The organism is Phyllobacterium sp. LjRoot231 (assembly GCF_964253365.1).
Classification (GTDB): domain Bacteria; phylum Pseudomonadota; class Alphaproteobacteria; order Rhizobiales; family Rhizobiaceae; genus Phyllobacterium.
The window spans coordinates 2,601,702-2,627,427 of the sequence record NZ_CAXUQT020000001.1 but is presented as its reverse complement, the minus strand read 5'-3'; the positions used below and the strand labels follow the sequence as shown (position 1 = coordinate 2,627,427).

Annotated in this window: 25 protein-coding genes and 5 pseudogenes; 13 read left to right on the top strand and 17 right to left on the bottom strand. The window is 55.8% G+C overall.

The genetic code is table 11. The features are described 5' to 3' along the window. The 7 genes from ACSQ3H_RS12955 to ACSQ3H_RS12925 all read right to left on the bottom strand — a co-directional run bounded on the left by ACSQ3H_RS12955 (nt 1) and on the right by ACSQ3H_RS12925 (nt 5,603). Nucleotides 1–288: an MSMEG_0570 family nitrogen starvation response protein gene (locus ACSQ3H_RS12955; protein WP_436117438.1), complete on the bottom strand. Its 288-nt coding sequence runs from the start codon at nt 286–288 to the stop codon at nt 1–3. After that, nucleotides 281–1,438, bottom strand: coding sequence for an MSMEG_0565 family glycosyltransferase (locus ACSQ3H_RS12950; RefSeq protein ID WP_436117437.1), 1,158 nt, complete (start codon nt 1,436–1,438; stop codon nt 281–283). The genes ACSQ3H_RS12955 and ACSQ3H_RS12950 overlap by 8 nt, the downstream gene beginning before the upstream one ends. Continuing rightward, entirely contained in the window at nt 1,435–2,424 is a 990-nt protein-coding gene (locus ACSQ3H_RS12945; protein ID WP_436117436.1) for a sll0787 family AIR synthase-like protein, read from the bottom strand. Before ACSQ3H_RS12945 ends, ACSQ3H_RS12950 begins: the two co-directional genes overlap by 4 nt. Beyond that, nucleotides 2,424–2,966, bottom strand: coding sequence for an MSMEG_0567/Sll0786 family nitrogen starvation N-acetyltransferase (locus ACSQ3H_RS12940; RefSeq protein ID WP_436117435.1), 543 nt, complete (start codon nt 2,964–2,966; stop codon nt 2,424–2,426). The genes ACSQ3H_RS12945 and ACSQ3H_RS12940 overlap by 1 nt, the downstream gene beginning before the upstream one ends. Then, nucleotides 2,963–4,081, bottom strand: coding sequence for an MSMEG_0568 family radical SAM protein (locus ACSQ3H_RS12935; protein ID WP_436117434.1), 1,119 nt, complete (start codon nt 4,079–4,081; stop codon nt 2,963–2,965). Before ACSQ3H_RS12935 ends, ACSQ3H_RS12940 begins: the two co-directional genes overlap by 4 nt. Then, a complete protein-coding gene (locus tag ACSQ3H_RS12930) occupies nt 4,017–5,051 on the bottom strand; it encodes a Nit6803 family nitrilase (RefSeq protein ID WP_436117433.1) in 1,035 nt (344 codons plus the stop codon). Before ACSQ3H_RS12930 ends, ACSQ3H_RS12935 begins: the two co-directional genes overlap by 65 nt. A 69-nt stretch (nt 5,052–5,120) precedes the next feature. Continuing rightward, the gene (locus ACSQ3H_RS12925; RefSeq protein WP_436117432.1) at nt 5,121–5,603 is read right to left on the bottom strand and encodes an MSMEG_0572/Sll0783 family nitrogen starvation response protein; all 483 of its coding nucleotides are present in this window, start codon (nt 5,601–5,603) and stop codon (nt 5,121–5,123) included. A gap of 352 nt (nt 5,604–5,955) precedes the next feature. Here ACSQ3H_RS12925 and ACSQ3H_RS12920 point away from each other — a divergent pair, with 352 nt between their 5' ends. Continuing rightward, nucleotides 5,956–7,359 carry a PLP-dependent aminotransferase family protein gene (locus ACSQ3H_RS12920; protein ID WP_436117431.1) on the top strand — a complete coding sequence of 468 codons (1,404 nt, stop codon included), beginning with the start codon at nt 5,956–5,958 and terminating at the stop codon, nt 7,357–7,359. Nucleotides 7,360–7,581: 222 nt separating this feature from the next. Here ACSQ3H_RS12920 and ACSQ3H_RS12915 read toward each other — a convergent pair. Further along, a pseudogene (locus tag ACSQ3H_RS12915) lies at nt 7,582–7,812 on the bottom strand (amidase family protein); the annotation flags it as partial. 1 nt (nt 7,813) lies between these two features. On the opposite strand from ACSQ3H_RS12915, the pseudogene ACSQ3H_RS12910 reads away from it, so the two are divergent. From ACSQ3H_RS12910 to plsY, 7 genes and pseudogenes are all read left to right on the top strand, one after another. Next, nucleotides 7,814–8,113 (top strand): annotated as a pseudogene (locus ACSQ3H_RS12910) (hypothetical protein); the annotation flags it as partial. Between the two features lie 148 nt (nt 8,114–8,261). Then, on the top strand, nt 8,262–9,161 hold the full coding sequence (locus ACSQ3H_RS12905) for a transglutaminase family protein (protein ID WP_436117430.1): 900 nt from the start codon (nt 8,262–8,264) through the stop codon (nt 9,159–9,161). Nucleotides 9,162–9,205: 44 nt separating this feature from the next. Beyond that, nucleotides 9,206–10,018 (top strand): transglutaminase-like domain-containing protein, encoded by an 813-nt coding sequence (locus ACSQ3H_RS12900; protein WP_436117429.1) that lies wholly within the window; start codon nt 9,206–9,208, stop codon nt 10,016–10,018. Nucleotides 10,019–10,376: 358 nt separating this feature from the next. Next, nucleotides 10,377–10,877 (top strand): (2Fe-2S)-binding protein, encoded by a 501-nt coding sequence (locus ACSQ3H_RS12895; RefSeq protein WP_436117428.1) that lies wholly within the window; start codon nt 10,377–10,379, stop codon nt 10,875–10,877. Then, entirely contained in the window at nt 10,874–11,890 is a 1,017-nt protein-coding gene (locus ACSQ3H_RS12890) for an FAD binding domain-containing protein (protein ID WP_436117427.1), read from the top strand. The genes ACSQ3H_RS12895 and ACSQ3H_RS12890 overlap by 4 nt, the downstream gene beginning before the upstream one ends. Before the next feature lie 11 nt (nt 11,891–11,901). After that, on the top strand, nt 11,902–14,103 hold the full coding sequence (locus ACSQ3H_RS12885) for a xanthine dehydrogenase family protein molybdopterin-binding subunit (RefSeq protein WP_436117426.1): 2,202 nt from the start codon (nt 11,902–11,904) through the stop codon (nt 14,101–14,103). 183 nt (nt 14,104–14,286) lie between these two features. Next, nucleotides 14,287–14,966, top strand: a pseudogene (gene plsY / locus ACSQ3H_RS12880) (glycerol-3-phosphate 1-O-acyltransferase PlsY). A gap of 260 nt (nt 14,967–15,226) precedes the next feature. Here plsY and ACSQ3H_RS12875 read toward each other — a convergent pair. After that, nucleotides 15,227–15,436: a dodecin gene (locus tag ACSQ3H_RS12875; protein WP_106666108.1), complete on the bottom strand. Its 210-nt coding sequence runs from the start codon at nt 15,434–15,436 to the stop codon at nt 15,227–15,229. 340 nt (nt 15,437–15,776) lie between these two features. On the opposite strand from ACSQ3H_RS12875, the gene ACSQ3H_RS12870 reads away from it, so the two are divergent. Then, the gene (locus ACSQ3H_RS12870) at nt 15,777–16,157 is read left to right on the top strand and encodes a hypothetical protein (protein ID WP_436117425.1); all 381 of its coding nucleotides are present in this window, start codon (nt 15,777–15,779) and stop codon (nt 16,155–16,157) included. Nucleotides 16,158–16,345: 188 nt separating this feature from the next. On the opposite strand, the pseudogene ACSQ3H_RS12865 reads toward ACSQ3H_RS12870, so the two are convergent. Next, nucleotides 16,346–16,679: pseudogene (locus ACSQ3H_RS12865) on the bottom strand (glutathione binding-like protein); the annotation flags it as partial. A 34-nt stretch (nt 16,680–16,713) separates the two neighbouring features. Further along, on the bottom strand, nt 16,714–17,157 hold the full coding sequence (locus ACSQ3H_RS12860) for an SRPBCC family protein (RefSeq protein WP_436117424.1): 444 nt from the start codon (nt 17,155–17,157) through the stop codon (nt 16,714–16,716). A gap of 726 nt (nt 17,158–17,883) precedes the next feature. On the opposite strand from ACSQ3H_RS12860, the gene ACSQ3H_RS12855 reads away from it, so the two are divergent. Beyond that, nucleotides 17,884–18,315 (top strand): hypothetical protein, encoded by a 432-nt coding sequence (locus tag ACSQ3H_RS12855; protein WP_436117423.1) that lies wholly within the window; start codon nt 17,884–17,886, stop codon nt 18,313–18,315. 474 nt (nt 18,316–18,789) lie between these two features. Here the strand turns inward: ACSQ3H_RS12855 and ACSQ3H_RS12850 are convergent, their stop codons facing one another. The 5 genes and pseudogenes from ACSQ3H_RS12850 to ACSQ3H_RS12830 form a co-directional block, all read right to left on the bottom strand. Further along, nucleotides 18,790–19,434: a phosphoribosyltransferase gene (locus ACSQ3H_RS12850; RefSeq protein ID WP_436117422.1), complete on the bottom strand. Its 645-nt coding sequence runs from the start codon at nt 19,432–19,434 to the stop codon at nt 18,790–18,792. 84 nt (nt 19,435–19,518) lie between these two features. Next, nucleotides 19,519–19,980 (bottom strand): DUF4126 domain-containing protein, encoded by a 462-nt coding sequence (locus ACSQ3H_RS12845; protein WP_436119437.1) that lies wholly within the window; start codon nt 19,978–19,980, stop codon nt 19,519–19,521. A gap of 539 nt (nt 19,981–20,519) precedes the next feature. Beyond that, a pseudogene (locus tag ACSQ3H_RS12840) lies at nt 20,520–20,647 on the bottom strand (efflux transporter periplasmic adaptor subunit); the annotation flags it as partial. A gap of 4 nt (nt 20,648–20,651) precedes the next feature. Further along, nucleotides 20,652–21,086: a DUF1810 domain-containing protein gene (locus tag ACSQ3H_RS12835; RefSeq protein WP_436117421.1), complete on the bottom strand. Its 435-nt coding sequence runs from the start codon at nt 21,084–21,086 to the stop codon at nt 20,652–20,654. Between the two features lie 22 nt (nt 21,087–21,108). After that, nucleotides 21,109–21,369, bottom strand: a complete 261-nt coding sequence (locus tag ACSQ3H_RS12830; protein ID WP_436117420.1) for a GlsB/YeaQ/YmgE family stress response membrane protein — start codon at nt 21,367–21,369, stop codon at nt 21,109–21,111. A 241-nt stretch (nt 21,370–21,610) separates the two neighbouring features. Between ACSQ3H_RS12830 and ACSQ3H_RS12825 the strand changes: the two genes are divergently transcribed. Continuing rightward, nucleotides 21,611–21,820: a hypothetical protein gene (locus tag ACSQ3H_RS12825; protein ID WP_436117419.1), complete on the top strand. Its 210-nt coding sequence runs from the start codon at nt 21,611–21,613 to the stop codon at nt 21,818–21,820. A gap of 428 nt (nt 21,821–22,248) precedes the next feature. Here ACSQ3H_RS12825 and ACSQ3H_RS12820 read toward each other — a convergent pair whose 3' ends face one another. Beyond that, nucleotides 22,249–23,283 carry a patatin-like phospholipase family protein gene (locus ACSQ3H_RS12820; RefSeq protein ID WP_436117418.1) on the bottom strand — a complete coding sequence of 345 codons (1,035 nt, stop codon included), beginning with the start codon at nt 23,281–23,283 and terminating at the stop codon, nt 22,249–22,251. A gap of 5 nt (nt 23,284–23,288) precedes the next feature. On the opposite strand from ACSQ3H_RS12820, the gene ACSQ3H_RS12815 reads away from it, so the two are divergent. Continuing rightward, nucleotides 23,289–24,677, top strand: a complete 1,389-nt coding sequence (locus ACSQ3H_RS12815; RefSeq protein ID WP_436117417.1) for a hypothetical protein — start codon at nt 23,289–23,291, stop codon at nt 24,675–24,677. After that, entirely contained in the window at nt 24,670–25,155 is a 486-nt protein-coding gene (locus ACSQ3H_RS12810; RefSeq protein WP_436117416.1) for a hypothetical protein, read from the top strand. Before ACSQ3H_RS12815 ends, ACSQ3H_RS12810 begins: the two co-directional genes overlap by 8 nt. Nucleotides 25,156–25,726: the final 571 nt, after the last annotated feature.

The window sequence follows — 25,726 nt, the reverse complement described above, 5'->3', positions numbered from 1 at the left end:
CTAAATGATGAAGCTCTGACAAAGGACCGTAGCGTCGGGTTGCCCCGCGAAGGACTGGGCCCGCGCCCGAATGCGCTCAAGTTGGTGAAAGGCGAGCGAGCAGGGGAAACCGTACTTAGCCTGAACCCTGTCACTAGCGATGGTCAGCGCGTCGGTGGTGCGAACAAGAAATTCGGCAATCGGATAGCGCCCGCCTTCGGCAAGAAAGTCATTCACGACAAGTGATGGCGAATAGCAGGTCTCTTCTTCGCCATTAGGCCAGATCACGATGAAGCGCATCTCAGGCATAGGCGGACTCCTCAAGGCTGTGATAGATGCGAAGATGAGACTTGGCGACAGCCTTCCAATCGTGTCGCTTGGCGACCAAAAGCCCGCGGGGGATCACCACTTCGCGAAGGGCCGTATTCAACGACAGCTCCATGGCATCGATGATTGTTCTCAAGTTGTCGGGTTTGCACCAGATGACATCATGCTCTTCGAGATACTCGGTGAACGGTTCGATGGCCGACGTCACGACAGGAGCCCCACTCGCCATGGCCTCCAACACCACCAGACCAAAACCCTCCTTGATTGACGGGAAGATAAGGGAATCGGCGAGCCGATAGAGTGCTGGCATGTCACGGTCGTTTATCGGACCGAGAATATGAATATTCGATGCGTTTGGTCCGGCCAGCCGGAGACATGCATCAAACCGTGCGCGGTAAGTCTCGTGATCCAGGAGAGAAACACCGCCTGCTATCAAAAGCTGACTATCCGGCCGCACGTTTCTGAACTCAAGAAATGCCTCAAGAATGCTCAGGGTGTTCTTGCGCTCTTCTACTCCGCCAACGCTCAAAAAGACTGGTCCCGGCCCTAGACCGAGCTGCTTGCGAAGTTCGTGGTCGCTGAGGTTCGCTGCCGGAGAATAGCGCGCCAGGTCGACGCCATTGCCTACAACTTCGGCCTGAATTCCATAACTGGATTGCAGCGCCGCTTGCCACTTTCGGCTGACTGAAAAATGTGCATCCGCGCTCAGTATCGATCGTTCCTGCAGGGCCATCAGAGTCGGATCAACAAAGCTGTCGATGTGATGAACCGTTCGGACAAAACCGTTGATGAGCCCGCGCTCCTTCAATGTCGCCAGGGCGTTGCCGGAGATGCCGTCGTGGGCATGGAATAGATCAAAATCCTGCGTTCCCGCTTGAGCAAAATAATCAACGTATTCGGCGATCCGCTGCTCAACCATTGCCGTGATATCGAGGCTTGCGGGGCCCACAGGAATGCCGACCGCGCTGCATCGTGTTTGGCGGAAGAAACCTGTGCCACGGGAATCTGGAGCAAAGAGCCTCAAGTGGTGTCCCAGATCACTCAAAGCATCGGACAGTGCCATTGCATGGACCACGCCACCTCGCGGGTTGGTGGAATGGGTCAACATCGCAATGTGCAGGAAGCTTTTCATGCCGCTTCCTCGCCGCCTTGGGTGGGCACCGAAAGCCGCATCAGCTGCTGGGTCTGATGGTCCCTGACCAAGGCGCGCGAACTGCCGTCCGTGATCGTGACTTCACTGCCCGAATGAACGGAACCGATCACCGAGGTCGTTATTCCGCGATCGGTGAAACGACTGATGACAGCATCGACATTTCCGGGAGTGACCGACAAAAGGTAGCCGAAACTTGGAAATGTTAGCAGCCAGCGTTCGAGCTCGATGCCGTCAGGCACGGGAATGGCGGTTATATCGATCTCGATGCCGACGCCGGAACATTCTGCAAGCATGATGCTCGTGCCAATGATACCGCCCTGGCTGATGTCCTTGGCGGCGACGGCTAATCCGCACTCGGCTATCTGTGGCAGTATCTCCAGATCGCCGCGCAATCGCGCTTGGGGAGCTTTCGTTGCCGCCTCCCAATTGGAAAACGGTTCGCGATAACCACCGCGATGATCGATTGCTGCAATCAGCCGATCGCCCGGTTTGGCATCGAAACTGCTTAGTAATTTCGTCGCCCGGCCCAGAATGGCGACCGACAACTGGCCGCGGTCGGTCTGGACGTTGGTGTGGCCGCCGACGATGGGCACGCCGAACGCCGTCGCAGCTGCGCGCATGCCTTCGAGCACGGGAATGGCTTGGCTTTCGCCGTTGGCCCAGATCGCATCGGCGATGGCGACTGGCCGTCCGCCCATTGCGGCAATGTCGGAAATGTTGACCATGACGCCGCACCAGCCGGCAAACCACGGATCACCCGCCACGAACTCGTTCATAAAGCCTTCGATGGCAAAGAGCAGATAGCCGTCACCATCCGGAATGGCGGCGCAATCGTCGCCGACAGCAATTCCCTGCCCCTTAAGGCCAAGAGCCGCAGCCGCCGCGCCTATATCCTGCTTGGCCGCAACGCCCCTGCTGGCTGCCAATGTCTGCGCAAGGGAGTGAATATCCGGAACAGTTTTCATCAAGCAGCCTTTCGCGGGAGGGCGACGAATCCTGTCTCCGGCGACAAGCAAGGCGGGTAGTAATCGAGGTTTGCGGTCATACGCAGATGCGGTCGGCCGTGGATCTCGAACTCACCTTGAGTGTGCCAATGCAACCGGGTGAAGAGTGGACCGTTCTGGCTCTGCACGTTGGCGAAGAACCTTTGGCAACCCATCGCATGAGCTGACGAGACCGCCAGGCGGATCAGCGTCGCTCCCAATGCCCCAATCTTGCGGAAATCCCTTGCCACTGCGAGGCGCGATCCCCACCAGATGCCGGGCTCCTCTTCATGGATTCTGACGGTTCCCACTACCGCGTCAGCGGTGACACCGAGCATGGACAGTGCGACGATCGGGATTGCATGATCGTCGGTCTTGTCCCGGTCATCATTGGCAAAAATGCCCTGCTCGTCGCAGAAAACCGAACGACGCAACCCATGTGCCTGCTCCCGCTCCCAGCGGCACGTAGCGAATTTCACCTGGAATTCGCTTACGGAAAAGGGACTGAATGGTTCGAGGATCATCTGGTCAACATCCTTTCGTAGGTCGAGAGCGCGGAACAAGCCCCGCATTTGCCGCAGCCAGCCTTGATGTCGGCGGCCTTCAGTCCGTTTTCGACCAGCATGCTTGACAGCGGTCCAAGGATTGAATGCATGAAGTCTGGTTTCGGCGCGGGATGGCTTTCGAGTGGTGTGCCGGCAATCGGTACGAACGGCACAACAAAGGGATAGACCCCGATGGCGATGAGACGCTCGCAAATGTCTAGGATCGCTTCGCGGGTGTCACCCAGCCCCGCAAGAATGTAGGTGGAGACTTGGCCGCGCCCGAACACGGGAACGGCGGCCGCGAACGAAGCAAAGTATTTTTCCAGGCTGACTTGCGCCTTTCCGGGCATAATGCGCGCCCGTATCTCCGCCGTGACGGCTTCGAGATGCATGCCAAGAGCATCAACACCTGCCTCTTTCATACGGGCAAACCAGACATCGTCTTCCGGTGGCTCGCATTGTGCCTGAATGGGCAGGTTGACCGCGGCCTTGATGGCTCGCGCGCTGTCGGCAAGGATCGATGCTCCACGGTCGTCGCCTTTGGGCGTCCCCGTGGTCATGACCATGTGCTTGACGCCATCGAGCTCAACCGCCGCTTTGGCGACTTCCGCCAATTGGTCCGGCGTCTTGTGGGCTATCGTGCGGCCAGCAGCCAATGACTGTCCGATTGCGCAGAATTGGCAGGTCTTGGTCCGGCTTTGATAGCGTATGCAGGTTTGCAGAATGGTTGTCGCAAGGACATCACGTCCATGCAGAACGGCGATCTTCGAATAGGGAATGCCATCCGCAGTCGATCGTTCGTAGAACCTGGGTCGAAGCGGAAACGTGACTTCACCAAGGACTGTGCCATCGCGGCTGATTTGGCTCCTGCCGTCACCGTCGGGCTTTTCAATCAGATAGGGACTGTCGAAAGCTGGGGCCGTGTGCACGGGCACCATCACGGTCATCCCGTCAATGGTAACAGCCTTATGGTCCGACGGTCCTGCTCCGCCGCGCCTGCTTTCGAGGCCAACCTTTGGATCAACAAGCCTAACGCCGAAGGACTGCAACTCGTTGATCAGTTGCTCCGTTGGCAGCGCTGTCGTCTTCTGCATCGTTCTGTGTCCCTTTGTTGGTTTTGGAAAAGGCCTCTGGAAGCTCTGCCATGGGTTGTGTCTGGCGATTGTCGAGAACGAGTTGCAGGAGTTCGGGCCGGGCATAATGACCAACCGAATCCATCATGCGCTTTCGTTTGACGATCAGGCTCATATCGAGATCGGCGATGAGTATGCCCTCGCCCTCTGTCAGCGGCGGCACGATGTGGCTTCCCTCGGGGGATATGATGGCGGTCATGCAGCCGCCCCGCAGTGTTTTTTGCAGCCCTTGGTCCGGGGTGACGGAGGCTATTTGCTCATCCGTCAGCCATCCGGTTGCATTGACGACAAAGCAGCCGCTTTCCAGCGCGTGGTGCCGGATCGTGACTTCGATCTGCTCGGCGAATATCGGGCCGACAAGGGAGCCTGGAAACTGCGCGACATGTATCTCCTCATGCTGCGCCATCAGCGCGTAGCGGGCGAGCGGGTTATAGTGTTCCCAGCAGGCAAGCGCGCCTACACGGCCAACTGCCGTCTCAACCACTTGCAGCCCTGATCCGTCGCCCTGCCCCCAAATCATCCGTTCGTGAAAAGTCGGAGTGATCTTCCGGCGTTTGAGGGCGAGGCGACCATCAGCATCGAAAATCAGCTGCGTATTATAAAGCGAACCGTGATCGCGCTCGTTGATACCGAGGACTACAACGATGCAGTTGTCGCGGGCGCAGGCAGCTACGCTGTTTGTTTCGTCACTCGGAACAGGGACGGCTTCCTTGTACAGCCGGATGTGCTCTTTCCCGGAAAGTACGGGAGGCAGGACGAACGAAAAATATGGATACCAGGGGACAAACGTTTCGGGGAAGACCACGAGATCAGCACCCTTGGAAGCCGCCTCGCGGATGGCGTCCAGTACCTTCACCATTGTCTTGCTGCGCGATGTCAAATCAGGTGAAATCTGCACAGCAGCTGCCCTGATTGTTGGTGTATTAGACATTGCAGGTCTCCTTGAAAGCGGCGATCAAGAGGACGGACATTGCCCGCCCTCTCTGCTGAAAAAATCCGATCAAAGGGTCCAGGTATCGAGCACGAAAGCTCCATCGCGGCGGTGGAGAAGAATGAGGTCAAGGACATCGAGCGGACTGATCGGCTGAATGCCTTCAATCAAAGAAGGCTCACCGTGGCCGTAAAGGGCCTGCAGCGCAAAACGGCAGGCATAGACCTTGCCACCTTCGGAAATGAACTTGCTGATCTGGTTGTTGAAGTTGAGATGACCTGGAAAGGCCTCATCGCCGAGTTTCGGGAAACCCCGTTGCACGCCCAACGTCACACCGGGCCCGTAAAGCAGGATCGACGTTTCGAAACCTTTGCGCTTCAAGCGCGTCGCTTGCAGCAGGTTGACGAACCCGATCGATCCCTCAAACGCAACGGTATGGAACGTGACAAGGGCCTTCTCGCCATCCTTGGCTTGAACGTCCTCAAAGACCTTCTCTTCATAGTCGACAAAGAAATCACCCTTCTCGTGGGCTGGCTTGGTAACTGCGGGCATTGGCGGCTCCTGACAAATTTGAACGAGCGTTTCATACGCAACAGGAGCGTTGCAATAACCGTGCCAAATTGAATGTGCCTAATTAGCAGTCAATTATATCCAATTTCCATTCAATTATGCATTCATTGTCCGCTGAAATATTGAACATCGAGACTCGTGCTGTTCGTCGGAGAATATTCCGCTGAAGCATTTTTGTGCACACATGCACTGGATCGATGCGCTCAATCTACCGTCAATGTGCTACGGCTCATTCGAACACCTAGTCGAATGCTTAAGTTTTCCCGACTCCTCATTTCCGCGTGACAGTTGGAGGCAGCCGCAATATACAGTCAATCCGATCAACCCATTAGGGATGTCGAAAATGTGGAATCCCGACCTGTCAGTCAGTGCTGGGCCTTTGTATCTGGCTATCGCAGAGGCCATCGCGTCGGATGTGCGCAGCGGTCGACTGCGTGCAGGCGATCGATTGCCGCCGCAGCGTGAACTTGCCAGGCGGCTCGACATAGACTTCACGACAGTGGCCAGGGGATACGTCGAAGCGCGGAAACGCGGGCTCGTCGACGCCCACATCGGGCGAGGAACCTTTGTGCTCGCGACGCCCGAAGCGCAATTGTCGATCCTCCCTATCGGCACGCCAGATCCAAAGCGGCAGGAACTGATAGATTTATCAATGAATCTCCCACCTGAACCGGACGATCCTGATTTGATTGCCAGAATGCGTGAGGGGCTATCGACTGTCGCCGCGAATATGGTGCCCCTGCTCCGCTATCAGAGCTTCGGCGGCTCTGCTCAGGACAAGGAAGCGGCTTCGGCATGGCTAAGTCGCCGCGGACTTGTACCCTCGCAGCAACGGGTATTTGTCACACCGGGGGCGCACCCTGCGATACTCGCGATCTTTAGCATGCTAGCCAAACCTGGCCAGACAATCCTGTCGGAAAATATAACTTATCCTGGTGCTCGCTCCATTGCGGCACAGCTGCGCTTACACATGCATGGACTGCCAATGGACGAAAAGGGCATATTGCCGGATGCGTTCTCGGATGCCTGCGAAAAGATGGCTCCAAAGGCCCTCTACCTCAATCCCACCCTGCAGAATCCGACCACCATCACAATCCCTGAAGAACGACGAGCGGAGATATGTGCAGTTGCACGTCGCTTCCATGTCCCCATTGTTGAGGATGACGCCTATGGTTTCATTCCCGTGCATGCCCCCGCCCCGCTCGCCACGATCGCACCCGACCTGGTGTGGCATATAGGGGGCCTGGCGAAATGCATCGGTGCGGGCCTTCGGCTGGCGTACGTTGTGGCCCCTGATACTCGCGCGATCTGGCCGTTTGTAAGCGCGATGAAAGCTTCCAACGTCATGGCCTCCCCGTTGACCGTTGCTCTGGCCACGCGCTGGATCGAAGACGGAACGGCCGATATGATCTTGCGCTTTATCCGGAAGGAAACCGGGGCCCGCCAGGCAATGGCCGCTGAAATGCTTGCTCCGGGAAGCTTCAAAGCGGATCCGCTTAGTTTCAATATTTGGCTGCCGTTGAGCAATGGCTGGACCAGGTCCGGATTGATAAATCACATGCGCGCGTCAGGTATTGGGGTCTTGGCAAGCGATGCCTTTACAGTGGGCGGAACCCCGGCAGAAGCCGCTAGGGTGTGTTTGGGAGGGCCGATATCGCGACCACAGCTAAGACTCGGGTTGGAATATCTTGCGCACGCGCTGGAAGGGTCTCCGGAAATGGCATCGGCATTCTTCTGACGACGCGCTCAGGGGACAATTCCTTGATGGGTACGATCAACGACCGTTCCAATCTTAAGCTGAAAATGTGAAGGGACGTCTTAGACTTTGCATCCCTGCCAACTGCCGCTATTGGCGCAAAGTGGACATCGGCTACAATAGCTGCACTCGGCTCAACCTGCCCCGATCACTCAATCTGGAAGGACCGAGTTGGGTGGAGAGCCGCCAAGCCTGAAACCAGGTTCAGTCAGGTGAGCGTGGGTCGATTGGCGTCATTCGGCGCAGATTCAGAACGAGCTCAAGGGCACGCGCTGCAGCCAGGACACGTCCCTCGGCACGCGCGCGCCCAACCATTTGCAATCCTACCGGGCGTCCATCAGAGGTGAATCCGCAAGGAAGACTTAGCGCTGGCGAAGTCGTTAGCGTGATCGCATACGCTATCGCCAGCCACTCGACATAATTCGAGAAGGTGTAGGGGTGGCTGCTGTTGCATTCCAGCCTCAGTTACGGATGCGTTCTGGGCGGGTCAACGCCGGCTCTCTAATCCTCGAGGAACCCGACAACCATCTGGACATAGATTCGATCGAAGCGGTCGAGGCAGGGCTGCGGGCCCATGTCGGCGGGCTGCTGGTCGTCAGCCATGATGAAACGCTCCTGGAAAGCGATCGGGGGTTCCAGGAGGCTGGGCCTGCCAATCGGCCGCGACCAACGAGATGAATGCCAAATTATTATGCGGCCTTGTCGAAAAGCCCCAGCTTTCGGGCGCGTAATCTGAGGACACGAGCTTCTTCGGCCGCCTTTTCCGCCGCAAGACGGGCTTGTCCCCGGCGCACTATCGTCTTCGTTTTGGCTCGTTGCACCAGGCACTGAACACAAGTAGAAAAATCTGATAAAACTGAAACTTTCTCCGCGTTGAGATTACCATGACTATTTTCTCCGTGAGACATTCGACGGTCTATCGCTATGTGAGACCAGTCGCATTCGGAGAGCATCGTTTGATGTTTCGTCCGCGAGACAGTTTTGACCAGCGCCTGCTTGAGGCGACATTGGTTGTCGAACCGGAACCCACACGAATACGCTGGATTCACGACGTGTTCGGCAATTGTGTCGCGCTCGCGGAAATCTCTGCAGCTGCGTCCGAGTTGCGCTTTCAAAGTCATATTCGCCTCGACCACACGCCGGACGTCGCGCTCGATCTGCAGATCGATGAAGAGGCGCTCACCTATCCCTTCGCTTATGATAACGATGAGATTGCCGATCTGGAGCACACAATTGAACGTCACTATCCCGATCAGGACGATGAAGTCGGCCACTGGGCCAGACAGTTCGTTCGGGTCGGCCATCCTACGGAAACGGGCCACCTGCTAATGACGCTCTGCTACGGAATTCATGAGAGCTTTGTGTATGAGCGTCGCGCAGCGCGGGGAACGCAGTCCCCTGTTCAGACGTTGCAACTACGGCGAGGCACCTGCCGGGACTTTGCCGTGCTGATGATGGAGGCCGCCCGTTCATTGGGTTTAGCGGCGCGCTTTGTCACTGGTTACATTTACGTACCAAGTCGCGATGGCTCGATAACTCGCGGTGGCGGATCGACTCATGCGTGGTGCCAAATCTATCTCCCCGGAGCCGGATGGGTGGAATTCGATCCAACGAATGGGATAGTCGGAAACAGGGATTTGATCCGGGTGGCTGTTGCCCGTGACCCGCGGCAAGCCATTCCATTGACGGGAAGTTACGACGGTGCCGCCTCCGACTATGATGGAATGTCGGTGCAGGTGAATGTCACAACAGAGAACACAAGAACTATGATCGAGGGCTTGTAGGGAACCGTCGCGACTTCTTAGCGTTCCCGGATCAAGGAGAGACGATGAAGATACGCGCAGGGTTCACGCTGGGCTACGAGTACCCGAAACCGACAGCAATGTTGCTCGTGCTTAATATTCATCCCTCCCGTCGCGTCGATCTTCTGACCGAACAGAAATTGACCTTCAACCAACCGATCGATGCGTGGGGCTATAGGGATGGCTTTGGCAATGCCTGCACCCGTATTGTTGCCCCGCGCGGGCTGACAACAATATCCACTGAATTCGAAATTTATGACAGCGGCGAGCCCAACTTCATTCCCCGAAATGCGGCCCAGCACGAGATCAAGGATTTACCCGACGATGTCCTCGTCTTCCTCCTTGGCAGCCGCTATTGCGAAACGGACCGACTTGGCGACTTTGCCTGGTCGCGGTTCTCATCAACACCGTTGGGATGGCCACGGGTCGAGGCCATCCGGGACTACGTCCATGACCACATAACCTTCGACTATCAGAAAGCCGATCCCCTAAGAACAGCCTATGGCGCATATACGGATAAGTCAGGTGTATGCAGAGACTTTTCCCATCTCGCCATCACCCTGTGCCGCTGCATGAACATTCCCGCGCGCTATTGCACGGGCTATCTTGGCGACATCGGCGTGCCATTCAATCCAGATCCCATGGACTTCAGCGCATGGTTCGAAGTCTATCTTGGCGGACACTGGCATACTGTCGATGCCCGCTTCAACACGCCGCGCATAGGGCGCATACTCATGGCCACCGGGCGTGACGCAACCGACGTGGCCATATCGACCAGTTTTGGTCCATCGTTACTAACTCGCTTCGAGGTGATTACAGAAGAAATAACGACGGGTTAACGATCGCGCTTCAGGATGTCTGCCACTGTGTCCGCTTCGGGCCAAAACCGGACGCTCGCTTGGCGAAGGACCAGTTTCATGCGCCGCGGATGGTCTGCTATTGTCATGTTGGTCCAGGCATGAGCTCAGGCACCACTGCGCGCTATGTTCGCAGATTCCTTGCCTCGAAACAGACGGGGAGAATTGGCTGGCTGCTAAAAGTGCTTGCGATATAGCGTTCGCGGCTTTTGCTTCGCTCAGGGCTAAGGGGTCAACTCGCTGTTTGCATAAAGGTCTGCTTTCAAACTTGTCAGAGCGTTGATGCGCGCCTAGAGTTTTTTACCCGCATCGATACGAGCTCGAGTCCAAAGGGACGAAGATGGAAGCGAGGTCAAAGACAGCACTCCACGTGACACTGACCATCAACGGCGTTGCCCGCAACGCCAGTATTGAACCGTGCGTGACATTGCTTGATCTGCTGCGTGAGGAATTTCACCTTACAGGCACGAAAAAGGGCTGTGATCACGGCCAGTGCGGCGCATGCACGGTCCTCGTCAATGGAACGCGTATCAATAGCTGCCTGGTGCTCGCCGTGAGCCGCAATGGCTCCGAAATCACAACGATTGAAGGAATTGGTACGCCCAACGAACTCCATCCCCTACAGGAGGCATTCGTGCGGCATGACGCCCTTCAGTGCGGTTATTGTACGCCCGGCCAGATATGCTCGGCTATGGGCCTCATCTCGGAAGGCAGGGCCAAAACGCGTGACGAGATCCGAGAGGCAATGAGCGGCAATCTTTGCCGCTGTGGTGCATACATTGGCATTGTCGATGCGATCGAAGAGGTCATTGCAGCTCCCAAGCGGAAGACGGTGCCATGAGACGTTTTGAATATTTGCGCGTGGCGAGCATCAGTCAAGCTATCGAGAGGCTTTCTGACGAGCCTGGCGCAAAACTCTTGGCAGGCGGCACCAACCTCGTCGATTTGATGAAGTACGATGTAGCGACCCCGACCACCATCATTGACATTAACGACCTGCCGCTTCGGGATATTAGCGAAACCTCGGACGGGGGCCTCAGGATCGGCGCTCTCGTGACGAATTCGGACGTGGCTTTCCATCCAGTCATCGAAAACCGTTATCCCTTGCTGGCGAGCGCCATTCTCGCGGGTGCATCTGCGCAGCTCCGCAACGCTGCCACAGTCGGTGGCAACCTGCTGCAGCGCACGCGTTGTTCCTATTTTTATGACGTGATGACACCGTGCAACAAACGAACACCCGGCACCGGCTGTCCTGCGCGGAATGGACTAAATCGGAACCACGCCATTCTTGGCGCAAGCCAGGACTGCGTAGCCACCCACCCTTCCGACATGTGTGTCGCTCTTGCCGCGATAGGAACGATGATCGTCGTGCAAGGCCCTAACGGAGCGCGCTCGATTTCGCTGGCAGATTTTCATCGACTGCCCGGCGATACACCCGAGCAGGACACAACTCTGCGAAACAACGAGATCATTCTTGGAATCGAGTTGCCCCCTGCGCCCGAGTTTCAGCGATACAGCTATCTAAAGATCCGCGACCGCTTGTCCTATGCTTTTGCGCTCGTATCGGCTGCAGCGTTGCTGACAATCGATGATGGCGTGATCTCGACGGCGCATGTGGCCTTGGGTGGTGTGGCGCACAAACCCTGGCGGGACACGGCTGCGGAAGTCGTGCTTGTCGGGCGACCCGCATCCCGCGGAAATTTCGATCAGTTTGCGTCGATGCTGCTGTTACGGTCCGATGCGCTGTCGGAGAATGGCTTCAAGATAGAACTCGCCCGCAGAACTGCCGTTCGGGCGCTCGAACAGGCCGCGTCGCGAATGCCGCAGTCGCAGTCCGACAAGCACATCCATTGAAAGAGCCAATTATGGATCAGGGACCTGCTATCACGGGCAAGAGCATCCCTCGGATTGACGGGCCGCTGAAGGTTCGGGGTCAGGCAAAATACGCCGCGGAATATGAAGTTGCGGATCTGCTGCATGCCGCCATCGTATCTGCATCGATCGCAAAAGGCCGGGTGATCTCGATCGATAGCGCAGCCGCAAAAAACTTCCCCGGCGTTGTCGCGGTGCTCACCCATAAAAACCGCCCCTGGTTCTGGCCGTTCAGCTTTCTCTACAAGGATCCCGTTGGCCCGCCCGGCCAACCCTTCCGGCCCCTGTACAATGATCGGGTGCATTTCAGCGGCCAGCCGGTGGCTCTCGTTGTCGGCGACACCTACGAAGCGGCACGCGATGCGGCGGCGTTGGTCCGCGTCTCCTATCACCGCGAGCAACACGCGACTGACTTGGCGGCAGAAGTATCAAGAGCCTATAAGCCCCCGAGACATCGGCTCGGTCTTGCTCCAACACCGCAGCCCGCCGGTGATGCTGACCGCGCATTTTCGGAGGCTCCCGTCAAGGTTGAGGCAACCTACACGACCGCTGCTGAAAACCATCATCCGATGGAACTGTTCGCAACAACGGTTGAATGGAGCAACAAGACCGTCACAGTCTATGACAAGACACAGAGCCCCAAGAGCGTGGAGATTTTTCTTAAGGTCGCCTTCCGCCTGTTTCGACGCAAAGTGCGTGTTGTAAGCAGCTTTGTCGGCGGCGCGTTCGGTCTCGGTCTTCGACCTCAGCAATCCGTTTTCCTCGCGGTTCTGGCAGCTAAGGCGCTCAAGCGATCCGTTCGGCTGGTGCTCGCGCGCGACCACATGTTCGCGCTCGGGTACCGCGCTAATGCCATACAAACCGTCTCCCTCGGTGCCGACGAGAACGGCCGCCTGCTCGCGATCAAGCATCGAGCCATTGCAGCCACGTCGCGAAACGAGGACGCCCAAGATCCGATGCTGAATTTCTCGGCGAGCCTTTACCGCTGCGATAACGTCAAACTCGCCTACGAACTCGCAAAACTTGACACCGTTTCGCCGTGCGACATGCGCGCACCCGGCGCGGCCACCGGTATGTTCGCGCTGGAATGCGCGATGGATGAGCTGGCTTACGCCATCAATGTTGATCCGCTTGCCCTGCGCCTCGCAAACTACACGGAGCGCGATCAGAGCGAAAACCGCCCGTTCAGCAGCAAAGCCCTCCGCGAATGCTATGCTCAAGGTGCCGAGCGCTTCGGTTGGGCGAAGCGCAGCCACGCGCCACGATCGATGCGTAAGGGGAAAGATCTGATTGGGTGGGGTATGGCAACCGGGGTTTGGGAGGCGGCAATGTCACCCGTGCCCGCACGTGCCAAGGTCAGCCTTCTTGCCGATGGCCGGTTCGAAGTGACAACGTCTATTACGGACATCGGCACCGGAACCTACACGATCCTTACCCAAATTGCCGCCGATGCGCTCGGAGCGCCCATGGAACGAGTGGTTGTCAAGCTTGGTGACTCCGCCCTGCCTTTCAATCCCATTCAAGGAGGTTCATGGACTGCCGCAACCTCAGGCTCTGCCGTCCAAGCGGCCTGCGACAAGCTGAAGAAGACGATCCTGTCGTGTGCGAAGCAAGCCGGGATTGTGGGAAATGGGCAAGCAACCGAATTGCTTTCTCCGGCTGCTCTCGCTGATTTATTGAAACTGTCGGGCCGCCATAATCTGAGCGCCACCGCAACCATCCTTAAATTTCCCTTCGGCAAGAGATACACGAGCGCCACTCATTCTGCGGTTTTTGCCGAGGTCCGCATCGATGAAGAACTTGCGGTCGTTCGGGTCACCCGGCTTGTATGCGCGGTCGCCGCGGGGCGCATCCTCAATCCTGCAACAGCCCGAAGCCAGATCATCGGTGCGTCCGTCATGGGGATCGGCAAGACCCTCTACGAAGACGCGGCCATCGACCATAATCTAGGGCGATGCATGGCTCACAGTTTCGGAGACTATCACATCCCATCGAACGCCGATGTCTATGATATCGAAGTCCTGTTCGTTGAAGAAACTGATAACAAAGTCAGTCCGATCGGTGTGAAAGGTGTGGGCGAAATCGGCTCGGTCGCGGTCGCTCCGTCGATCGCAAATGCTATATTCCATGCAACAGGGCAACGGATGCGGGATCTTCCAATTACCATTGATCGTCTGGCACGATCGAGAGATTAGACCCAACGATCTGCTCGTCCTATTATCTGCACCGGGCCGGCAGCGGACGATATGATTAATGTCCGCTTAGCGCCACAAGCGGTCATGCGAGGATATACGCGCTTGACTTTGATGCTGGCCGGACGACTGTGCGGCTAACAGGGGTACAATAATGATGATGATCTGCGAGGAAGAGTAGGTTCCATGGCATTCTGGATAGGAAATGCCGTTGGATTGATGATTGCTTATCTCTTCGGCTCTACGCCCACGGGCTACTTGGCGGGTAAACTGCTTCGGGGCATTGATATCCGAAAGCACGGCTCCAAATCAATCGGGGCAACGAACGTACTGCGAACGCTAGGCAAATGGCCAGCGTTGGTCGTGCTTCTCGTAGATGTACTAAAAGGTGTGGCCGCGATTGTCTTTGCTCGCTGGTTTTATCCTTGGTTCTCTACGTTACCGTCTTTCACGCCACACACAGCGCTTGATCTTCAAACATGGGTGCCTTGGGCTGTTTGCTTATCTGGACTAGCGGTGTTGTTGGGGCATGGCCGTTCGATTTGGTTGAACTTCACAGGCGGCAAATCCGCTGCAACGGGACTCGGCGTGTTGCTGGCGATGTCTTTGCCGTAGGCTTAGGCGCGGTGGCGGTTTGGGGCGCTGTGCTGGCTATTTTTCGAATTGTTTCCCTCAGTTCGATACTCGCCGCCTTGACTGCAATCGCACTCGTCTTCAGCTTCGAGCAACCGCTGCCCTATCGGTTACTGGTGATCGCAGGTGGCATGTATGTGATTGCGCGCCATCGCGCCAACATTCATCGGCCTTTGGATGGGGCAGAGCCACGGCTGGAGCAAAGTGGCCCGGGATCGAACGTGGGGCAGTAAATTTGTGGAGGCGATTGTCCGCGTCGCGCCAAAAACGGTCACTGTCGGTGACGCCGTTGACCAGCTCAAAGTAATTATGCGCGATGAATTGAACGGCACCCTATTCCAAGCCGAAGCAACCACTTGGACGGTCTTTTGCTGCGTTCACAACGCCCGCTCCAAAGCACACGGCCCAGCGACGGTTAAAGTGCGCTTAGGGTGGATCCCCAACTGCTGGGTATTCATAATCGCGCTGATATCGAAAGGCACGCGCCCGCTCTTTAGTCCAAGCGGAAGCCGGCTTTAAGGACGACTTGGAATCGGGCCACCTTGCCATCTTGAATGTGCCCCCTGATCTGATCGACCTCGAACCAGTCGAGTTGTCTCACGCTCTGGGATGCGCGCGCGATGGCATTCTTGATCGCTGAATCAACCGAATCGGTTGAACTGCCAACGAGTTCGATCTTCTTGTAAACATGATCCTCACCCATAAGATCCTCCTCTCGGGCTGCTCGCGCCATGGTTTCGGCATGTTCGGCATTCAACCCACACCGATATTCTGGGCCGACCAGGTGCAAATGTGAAGTTTCATTCAGCACTCCCTAATCCGGCACATATGAAATCGGTATGACATCTTATTCATGAGAGGCGCGTGTAGCTACGCTGGATTGAAGTCCGCAATGCGCGAAGGCAAGACTTACTCAGCCGAAGTTTGCCGTATGGCCAAGATGAAATAGTCGTCGTAGGCTGCCCCAAAAATCAATTTTGACGAATCGGGGGCGCATCAGCTTGAGTCACATGAGCCTTTTGAGGAAATGCAAGACGCTCGCCGTGATCGCCTTTATCCTGTTTTTCGGCCAAATTACCCCCTCTTTTGGCGACGCTGCCAAGAGCTGCGTAATCGGAACCGAAAACGAAAAAGGTTGGCTTTTCGTCAACACCTGTGATCGCGAAGTGGTCATCGAAATCTGCTTCGAGGAGACATCCGATGAACCATTGAATTGTGCCAGCGTAGTACAGCACCAAGGTGATCGGTTATATCCGGCCACGGTGATCGCCGCAAAGGCGGGATTGCAGCTTTTGAGCGTTGGTGGGCGTGCCCGGATCAGATGGGGCGCTTGTTATCATAACCCAGGGGGCGACAGGAACCCAGGAAAGCCTGAAGGAGAATATAAATTTACGTACCGCTGCAAGGACTCCAACGTCGAGTGACCTGATCAGTCATCAGGGACGCAGACAAAGGCCGTGAAAAAGCGGATCGGACAGCATCAGCCTATATCTGGTTCCGAACTGCGACGATGTTCGACTACGTCGGAACAAGGACCTCGTCTGAATGGCTCCTATAAGCCAACAGCGGTCGTGCACAGCTCGCAACTGTCAGCTTTTGGTCCACGTGATGCTCAGTCTGCCGCAGCAAAATGCGCCATCTGGTCTGCGTGTGCCTTTACGAAGGACCGGGCGGGCCGTGGCGCGCTCGACATAGTCACGACACCCGGGATGTCCCGCCAGCCCGTCGAACCGATCGACAAGGCGCAGCACATCCGCCATGAGTATGTCGGCGACGGAGAAGGACCTGGCCAGCCATTCGCGTCCTGCCAAGACCGGCTCCAGGTGCTGGAGCCGGGATTTGAGGAACTCGTCCAAACGTTTCCATCCCGGCGTATCACCTGTGTCACCAGAGAATATCAGTATGGGCCAGGGCAGACTTGCCGCCTCGACAGAATTGAGCGACGCGATCCGATTGCCACCCTTTGCTTGACTTGATGCGCTATTCGTTGATCTCCGGCTCGACGAGCCTTGCCAAGTTTTTCAGCGACTCCTGCCAACCGAGATAACAAGCCTCAGGTGGAATGACGTCTGGCACGCCTGCCTGCGTTATATGGAGCTCGGTCCCGACCGACACTTTGTTCAGCGTCACAGTTACCTCCATTTCGCCGGGAAGGTTGGGGGCGTCGAATTTGTCCGTGTAGCGTAGGCATTCACCTGGAACGAGCTCGATGTATTCGCCGCCAAACGCGTGGCACTTGCCAGTTGTAAAGTTCCGGAAGGACATTTTGAACCTGCCGCCGACCTTTGGTTCTGAGTGATGCACAGTACAAACAAAACCGTTGGGTGGAAGCCACTTGGCGAGCGCGTCCGCCTCGATGAAAGCGCGATAAACCTTGTCTGGGCTGGTTGCCAGAACGCGGTGCAAGCTTATGGTATTCGGCATGGTCGTGATCCTCCTAAATTGCCGGAATATAGGCCCTTAGGACGAACGAGACTTTGCCAATCCGACACCGGTTCGAGCTGTTAATGTGTGCCGCTAATCCTGGCGCGCAGGGAAACCGAAGCTGCATTTTCCAACGACTTGATGATGCGGTCATAGGACGTCCAATTGATCCAGCTTCAGGATTCCCGTCCGATGGGCCCCACGTTCGGCTGAGGTCGGGCTTGGTACCAGCTATCTCAATTTATCACGCCCTACGGCGCATCATTTCGGGATGTTTTCCCGGAAAATTGATAACTTAGCGTTAAATGTTCAACCCAATTAGCTACTGTCGAGGCAATCTACAGAGGGATATAATTTGTGGGCTGAGGTACTCCACCACCCCGGGATTTCAGCGGAGGCCTGGCGTCTCCTCTCCAACCCTGATGCTGGGCCTCACGGGCGGGTGTCAATTCTACCTCGCGATTGACTGGAGCGCCGTAGGTGGACCAATCCTACTTGATCATTACGTCCGACATTTAGAGGGGGCGGCACGCCTGCCGGAGTTTGCTTTAGAAAGTCGACTATGAATATTTGATTGATATTGGTTGCCAGGCAGACAATTTTGGATGCACAGCGCTGGCAGCCGATTATAGCTTTTCTTCCCGAGGTTGTCTCTTTCAGCGCGCCTGCAGAAGGGAACGTTTTTGACCACCCGTGGTTAATGTCGCACATTCAATGGAGGAGAAAATGAAGCACTTTGCACTCGAACAATTGCAAACCGTTGCCGATGTCGCGAGGGACCAGCCGCCCCTGTCTCGCAATAAACGCATTGAGCGCTGGGCGGAACTGCTTGAACTGAACCCCGGTCAGCGTCTCGTGACGCTGTATCAGACAGAAAACCTGCCGTCCAAGGAGCGAGAGTGTATCCGCGCCGATGGATCGCCGATCTCGGTGGCTTTCAAAGACCCCATTCTACGTGCGGCCGGATTGGAAGGTGACAGTTATGGCGACGCAAAGCGGTTTTTCCAGCTGACCGATTACCAATTGCACAGGGCTCTATGCTATTGCCATTTCGGAGTGACCGTAACCGCGGCAACGGCAGCCCCCTACGTTCGCAAGGCAGTTGGCAACAGGCGGCGGAATCTGATCGCGTGGTTATGGGATAAACTGGCCGACTAGCGCAGATCCGTTGTGATGAGAGATGCTTGCCCGCACTCGTTTCATCAGGGGAGCCACTGAAGCGGTCCTCCTTGCGGCTCTAGAACGGCGCATTTTTAGGCATGAGGCCGTCGTTACTTCATCGTCTTTATCGTCAGTCAAGCCATGAGAAACAGCTCGCCCTGCCCGGATCTCACTCGTCCCTAAAGCAATGAAATCTAGACAGTTTCGAGCCACCGCGCCGACGGCAGATATGGCTGTCTCATATGTCGATCGTTGACGCAAGCAACTGCGTCGCTGGCATTGTCACACAATTCGACCCGATTGCAGCTCTATTTCAGCAACGCCACTCTGGAACAGCAGGATGAGCTCGACGGGGACATCAGGCACACCAAAGCAGCTTAGTCGGCCTATTCGTCACATAAGGTTGATACACGACAATCCTGTTCCTCGATCAGTGATGTTGACGGTGTTTTTTGCTTCCTCTGCGCCAGTTCACGCCAACCGCAGGGACGATATCGATTCCAGGATCTCATCGTCAGTCAACTGCGGAAAGTCGCCATAATGCAAGCTGATCGCATCGAGCGCCGCGGGTTCCTCAAGGCAGACCATTTCATCGACATCTTGCCTCAACGCTTCAATCGTTTCGCTCGCTCCGACCGGCACGGCGAGAACGATCTTACGCGGTCCGGCCTGCCTCAGACCGACGATCGCCGCCCGGACCGTTGCTCCTGTGGCGATGCCGTCGTCGACGAGTATCACCGTACGTCCGACGATATCGATCGGAACCCGCCGCCCGAAATATTGCCGACGACGGCGATCGATTTCCTCCATCTCCTTCGCACATTCATTCTGGAACTCTTCTTCAGAGATTCCATAGCTGCGAATGACGTCGTCATTACGGACAGTTACCGCATGGGAGCCGTCCATGACCGCCCCCATGGCGAGCTCCGGTTGATACGGAACACCGACTTTGCGCACGATGAGGACATCAAGCGGCGCGCCGAGCTCCCTTGCAATTTCAACCGCAACGGGAACCCCACCCCGTGGAAGGGCCAATACAATGACATCTGGGCTGCGGTAGCCCTTCAAGGCTTTGGCCAATTGTTTGCCTGCATCGACTCTGTCTTCGAACATCATGAACACCCTCCGGAGTCTAAACGTTCGACGGCGCTTGTTGATTCGGCCCTGCTTTTTATGGCGAGTGCAGCCACTGAGCGAAGCTCAGGGCAACGTAGCCACGATCAGAAATGCGCCGCCAATGGCCACGGCGTCCTCGATGAGCGCGGCCGGACGATCCTGCCCAAAGCTTCTGGCGAGCCGCCCGCGGACATCGGCACCCTCCAGAGTTCCAATGACGGCACCGATTGCCCCTGCGATCGGGCCGCCAAACAGCGTACCACCACCGATACCGCTGGCAGCACCACAGAGTGCTCCCATAACAATCCGCACACCGAATTGCATCGGCACTCTACGGCTTGGCGTGGACGGCAATTGGTCGGTGACCAATTCGGCGATCGCCAATACGGTCAATATCCACGGCGTGAACGTATAGCCGAGGAAAGCGAGCCAGCTGTCACCGAGGTTGAGCCAACCGAGATGCGCTGCCCAACTGACTGCCGCCGGAGCTGTCATTGCACGCAGACCTGCGATGATTCCGATCAATAGTGCCGGCAACAAAGTCATCACCATCGCTTCATCCAATTCGCAGGCAGGACACGTTTTTTTACCGTGCTAACGATGTCACAAAGATGGTCAGCTTGCGTTCATCAAATTAAAAACCAGAGCCATTCCCCTCTTCGTTGGCAATGCCCTGAATACGCAACAATCCACTGAGGAGGTCGGCTCGATCGCCACCGCTGTGGTTCATCGTGGTCGTATTGGATCAAGTAGAGCAAACACCGTCAACAACTGAACAACAGCATTTTTTTAACGGCCGTCCGGCGTGCACAGGCAGATCCACTTGTTGTTCACAGCCTCATAATGCTCTTCCGGACGATATTCCGCGACCTGCAAGCTGATCTGCCCATCCCTATAACACCTTGCTCGGCGACGCGAATCCGACGGATTCCACGCAAATCGTCTGGCGGCCGTGCGGTAATTCACGTTCAACCGATAGTCCGCCAGCACTATGTCGCATGGCGCACTATCGATACGCCTGGCGTCTAATAGGTAAGTTGGGCTTAACAGCACGCTGTGTCCATGAGCCGTCCAGACTCTCCAGTTCAAAACGGGTTCACGTAGTTTGTAATGGCGACTTGGCGAAGAAACACCTTTCGATCACATGGGCTGCATTAACATGATCCGTAAAGATCGCCGCACTGCCCGTACTACCCGCTGGCAGGCGGCGGGCGGCCTCAACCCGAACGCAAGAGTTCCAGGGTCCGGCTGTCCATATGGCCGCCGCAAAACTGATCTAGCGCCCGATCGAAGATAAAGGGATCACTGGACGCGTGCGAGAACAACGTCATCGACGATCGGAATTTCAGGTCGTCGGGTGATCCCAGTATCTGATTGAGGGATTTGTCGGTATGGCCGAGCAGGGATTCGGTGCAGAGGACAAGCCTCGGTCCAAGAAGGCCGTGGCCCAGATAAGCCCGCGCTTCTCCAAGCGACACAATGCCATAAAATCGGGCCGTCGATGAATACCCGAGGCCCTTCAACTGTGGAAAGATGAACCACATCCAATGGCTGCGCTTTTGACCTGCCCTCAGCTCTTTGAGGACCTGCAGAAAGATGGGTTCCTGCGCCTCCACGAACCGTTCAAGATCGAATTGCAATCCAAGGGTCATTGGCTAGCGTTATTCACTCCCGCTATGCTGCAGATCGTCGAAACATCCTGGCGATGGCAATCAAAATGCAGGCACCAATAAAGCCCGCGATCAGATAGCCGAGCCAGCCGCCAAGGACCACGCCGAACAGGGACAACAGCGCGTTGGCAATAAGTGCTCCAACAATCCCCAGAACGACGTTCATGATGACGCCCATGTTGCTCTTCATGAACATCTCGGCCAGCCAGCCTGCGATGCCGCCGATGATGATGGCTGCGATCCAACCAATTCCGGCAGTTTCCATCAGATGTCTCCAATTCCCGTTATTTTGATCCCACCCACACAACCCCGGGTGCATCGGATTGTTCCGATGCGCCTGAGATGAGCGTCGCTGAGTTTATGCAGGTGCGTTTTTCCCAACGGCCGGGAACACAACCAACTGAGCGAAGTTGCGTTGTGAAATCGGCCTCGAGGATCAGGACGCTCGCACCCTGTCCATAAGCGAGGACAAGCGTTGACGACAAATCCGATCGTGGAGGAAATAAATGGAAAACAATTCAAAGCAAAATGACCCAACATACCATTCCACTTGCGCTAACGATGCGCCCTTGGTGGATCAGGTATTGCAGCAACCCGAGAGGGAGGCTCAACTGACGGTTTTTGAAGAAGCTGACATGTCAGAACAACTTTCGGCCATGCGACTGGAAACCCTCCCAGCGCTTCAGCATGTGTTCGACGGTTCGTGGAGCACATAGATATGGTCCCAAAAATTGTTTGTTTGTGGCACCCGGCTAATCGAACTTTCGCAAATGAATTTCAGCTTCCCACCGTCCGGGCGCGGCGGCCCCGTCTTCAATTTCCGATCGGAGGGACGACGCTTTCGGTCACATAGTGGCGTTCGGCTCCCGGTCTCGGAACGAATAGAAATATGGCTTCAGCCGGCGCATTCTTCTTGGAGACCTCTGCCACAGGTAGGACGCTCGTGCCCCCGATTCTTGCAATCCCCATGGTGCTTACTTCTATTCGCGGAAGGGCACTGCAGCGGCGAGGCCTACGAATGTTTGACAAATACCTGATGGCGATTGTCATCGGGTGACCTGTTCTCTCAATGAGCCTGCCCCTTAGTCGGACGATGACTTCGGAGGTCGTCAACGCATGGCCGCACCTCATTGGCAAGCTCATCTCAAAAATCCGGGCGGTGCCTTTTTCCATGGCAGCCGTTGCGGCCCATCTCGTAGCCTTCTGCGTACAGGGCGCGCATGAACGTGTTGTCGAAGGGGCTCTTCGCTTTAAGGGTGAAGTCCGTCGGGATGTCTATGTAGTTGTAGTCAATCCCATCACGTTTGGCGATCGCGTAGAGCCGATAGAGGTCGCCGATGCCTTGCGCCTTGATCAGCGACGAGACCGCCTTCTCGGCGATATCCGGCAGGCCGGCTTTGACCGAGCTGTACTCCGGCGTGGTCCGACCGTTGCGGATCACGTACAGCCGTACCTTGACCCTGGTGTGGAAGGTCTTGTCGAGCTCGCCGAGCGTCAGCCCGGCTGGCATGAGAAAGACCTCGTTGGCGGTGCCGCCGTCCACATGCATCTCGTGATAGGTCCTGCCGGCTGCGGTCACTTCCAGGTTGACGGGTGGAAAGATACCAGGAACGGACGTGGAGGCGAGGATGACCTCCTTGAACAGCTTCATGCGATCCGGCCGCCTGCTCGCTGCAATCGCTCCCATGTCCCAGATGACAGCCCGATCGGCATCAAGGTTGGTCGTACCGACGAACAGGCGACGTCCCTTGGAATACTCCCGCGCGACTTCATCAAGCATGCGGTCGGTAATGTGTTCGTCGAGCAGCTTGGCCAGCGGTGCATTGCTGGCGAATGCCCCGTCGGCGAGTGCCGCGAGCAGTCCGCGCTTTATGTAGATGTTGGCATCGGTGACCGTGGTGAAACCTGCCTCGATCTCGGCATCATAAGCTGGTCCAAGGAAGGCGAAGGGCGCAATCAGCGCGCCTGCGCTGATCCCGGTGACGATATCGAACTTCGGTCTGGTCCCGGCCTTGGTCCAGCCGACAACCACTCCGGCTCCGAAAGCCCCGTTGCTGCCACCGCCCGACAGCGTGAGGGCGTTAAGTTCTCTCAACTTAATAGAGGTGTCGGTCTTGGACGCCTTGAGCCGCTCGTTGCGCAGCCGGACCAGTCGCTGGTCCGGATATGGCGAGCGCATCGGAAATGCGCGCGAAGGCTAAGAAAAAAAAGGCATATAGCAACGAGTACGTAACTGAAATTATTTCTCGTGGGATCTGGATGAACGAGAATCTTTCTGAATCAGTTATCGAATGCTGGAGGATGACTGAAGAAATAAACGCAAAATGGTCTGGTTCTAAAAGCAATATTCCACAATCGTTGAAAGATGCCAGAAACGCCATCATTCAAAATTTTGATTGGCTAGATAGTTTCGGCAATCCGATCATGAAATTGCCATTCAATATTAAACAACGAACCCACCGCCAATACTACGAATTCTCAAATAGATGGCCACCGACATACGCTACGCTGTTGCTGGTCGTGGGGATCATTCAAGCCCTCAACTTTAACAAGATCGCGTTTTGTACTGGAGGTAGGCACAGCGAGAATGCTGGGGCCGACGCAACATCGGAACATGCGTTAGCCAACAACCAACTGGTTTCGCAAACATACAAGCACGTTGATGTGATTGGAGGAGCCTCCCGTGACTGGCCTCTTCATCCCATGGCGGTGCGAGCGCTTTTACTTCAAGATTCATTGGCCGATGTCATAAGACCAGATGGAACGAAGCATATTTGGGTTCAGTTTTCGGACTACAAAGACTCAAAACGAGGGTATCCCTTGGCCAATATGTCGATGGTCCTGTCTGAGGCGGTAAAAAATCTTGATTTAGCAGATAAAAGTGAAGGCTGGGCCCAAGCCCAACGTTGGCGTCATACAATGGCTCACTTAATCGCTTTGACCGTCGTCGACGCCGTACAAGTTCTCTATGATCTGTTCGGTCATGCCGACGTCGAGGCAACGATGCACTATATGCTGTCGGACGGTGTTCTCGCGTCCGAAGCTATGCGGGTTTCGATGGAAGCGTCGATTGCAATGGCCGAAGATGCAATATCAGAGGTACTTGATCACAAGGCTGGGGGCCCGGCAAAGCCCAACCTTTTATCAGGACTTAACGGCATGGCTATGCGGTTGGGCATTGACACGTTCGGAACTGATGACATTACAAGGGCTGCGAAGATACTTACTGCGAATGGGATCGCATGGATCCGGGTTCGACCAGGCGTACTTTGTACGAAGGCACCCGGACAATTTGGACCGTGCACGCAGGCACGGGGCGAAGCGGATCCTGGAAACTGTAGAACCACTTGCCTCCATCGGTTGGAACTAGATCTGGGAAAATCTCAATGCCGCCAGCAGCTCCAAATGTTGCGCGAAGATCATGACCATGCGATCGAGGATGGTAGAGTGATGCAGGCGGTCAATTTCGCCGGTCAGATCTTGGCAAATTTACACCGCTGGGACGATGTCCGAGATGAATTTTTGCAAGAATTTCCCCACATGCGCGGCATATGGAGTACCTCAAATGCATGAAAAGGGTTACAAACGTGGTTCCCGCAATATTACAGCGGTGGTTCCAACCAAGCAGAAGCACCGCGTGAAACGGATGTTCGTCCCATCAGCTCCAGATGGACTATCATCGTTGGCGAAAATCGATTGGGCTCTCAGATCGATTATGAAAGAGGTCAAGAATGGAAACGGTAACTATCCATACGGAACCCTTAACATCCAAGAGGTAATTCGACGAGCTGGAGTGGGCAGGACGTATTTGGAGAGTAAAGGATTAAGCAAAAACATAGAGAATTCTAAGGTAGGATGTAAAAATAAAATAAAGAGAGTTATACGCATACTAAAAGGAAAATACTACTACGATATCGTCGATACCAATCCGGTGACGACTACGCTAATTTATCAAAAGATGGCGATTGATATCAAACAAAAATGGGTTGAGGCTGAGCTCGAATACATCGAGATGTCGAATAGATTGAAGGCTTACGAAGACGGAGCATGAAACAGAAAAAGCTGAAATACTTATCCGGTCGCTCAGGTAGATACCATATATAGATATTGGCTTGGTGAGAGATGGCTCCTCCTCGAGCCGTGGCAGGCGCTGCCAGCGGGGTACTTTCACGTCATAGGTGGATCAGATTCGCTCGGCAGGACCTAACAGCGGCGCGACATCCTGCCGGAAGTGGGATGCGAGGATTGCTTCGCCTTGCACGGGGAACAGCGATCAACCTCTTTGCTAGGGACATGTCGCGCTGTCCAAGGCATAGAGCTGACGTCTGGTTGCAGGCACCATTGCCACAGGGCAAGTGACGAGGAAAGCTTCAAATAACCTTCCAAAACGATCGAGGTGCCATCGGGACTACTCCAATTGGGGAATTGAGCAACGCCGGGATCAGCTAAAATGGTTCCTGTTGCAGATTTGACTCGGTCTGCGAGCTAAATCTAATCACCCGGTGTTTCAATGCGCAAGACTATGTTACCGTTTTGAGCGATTCGAAGTGGGGGTGTCCAGTTGGAGCAGCGAAGTGAACGGGGGAACAGCCGAGTCCGGAACAATCCGGTTAGCGGTCCCG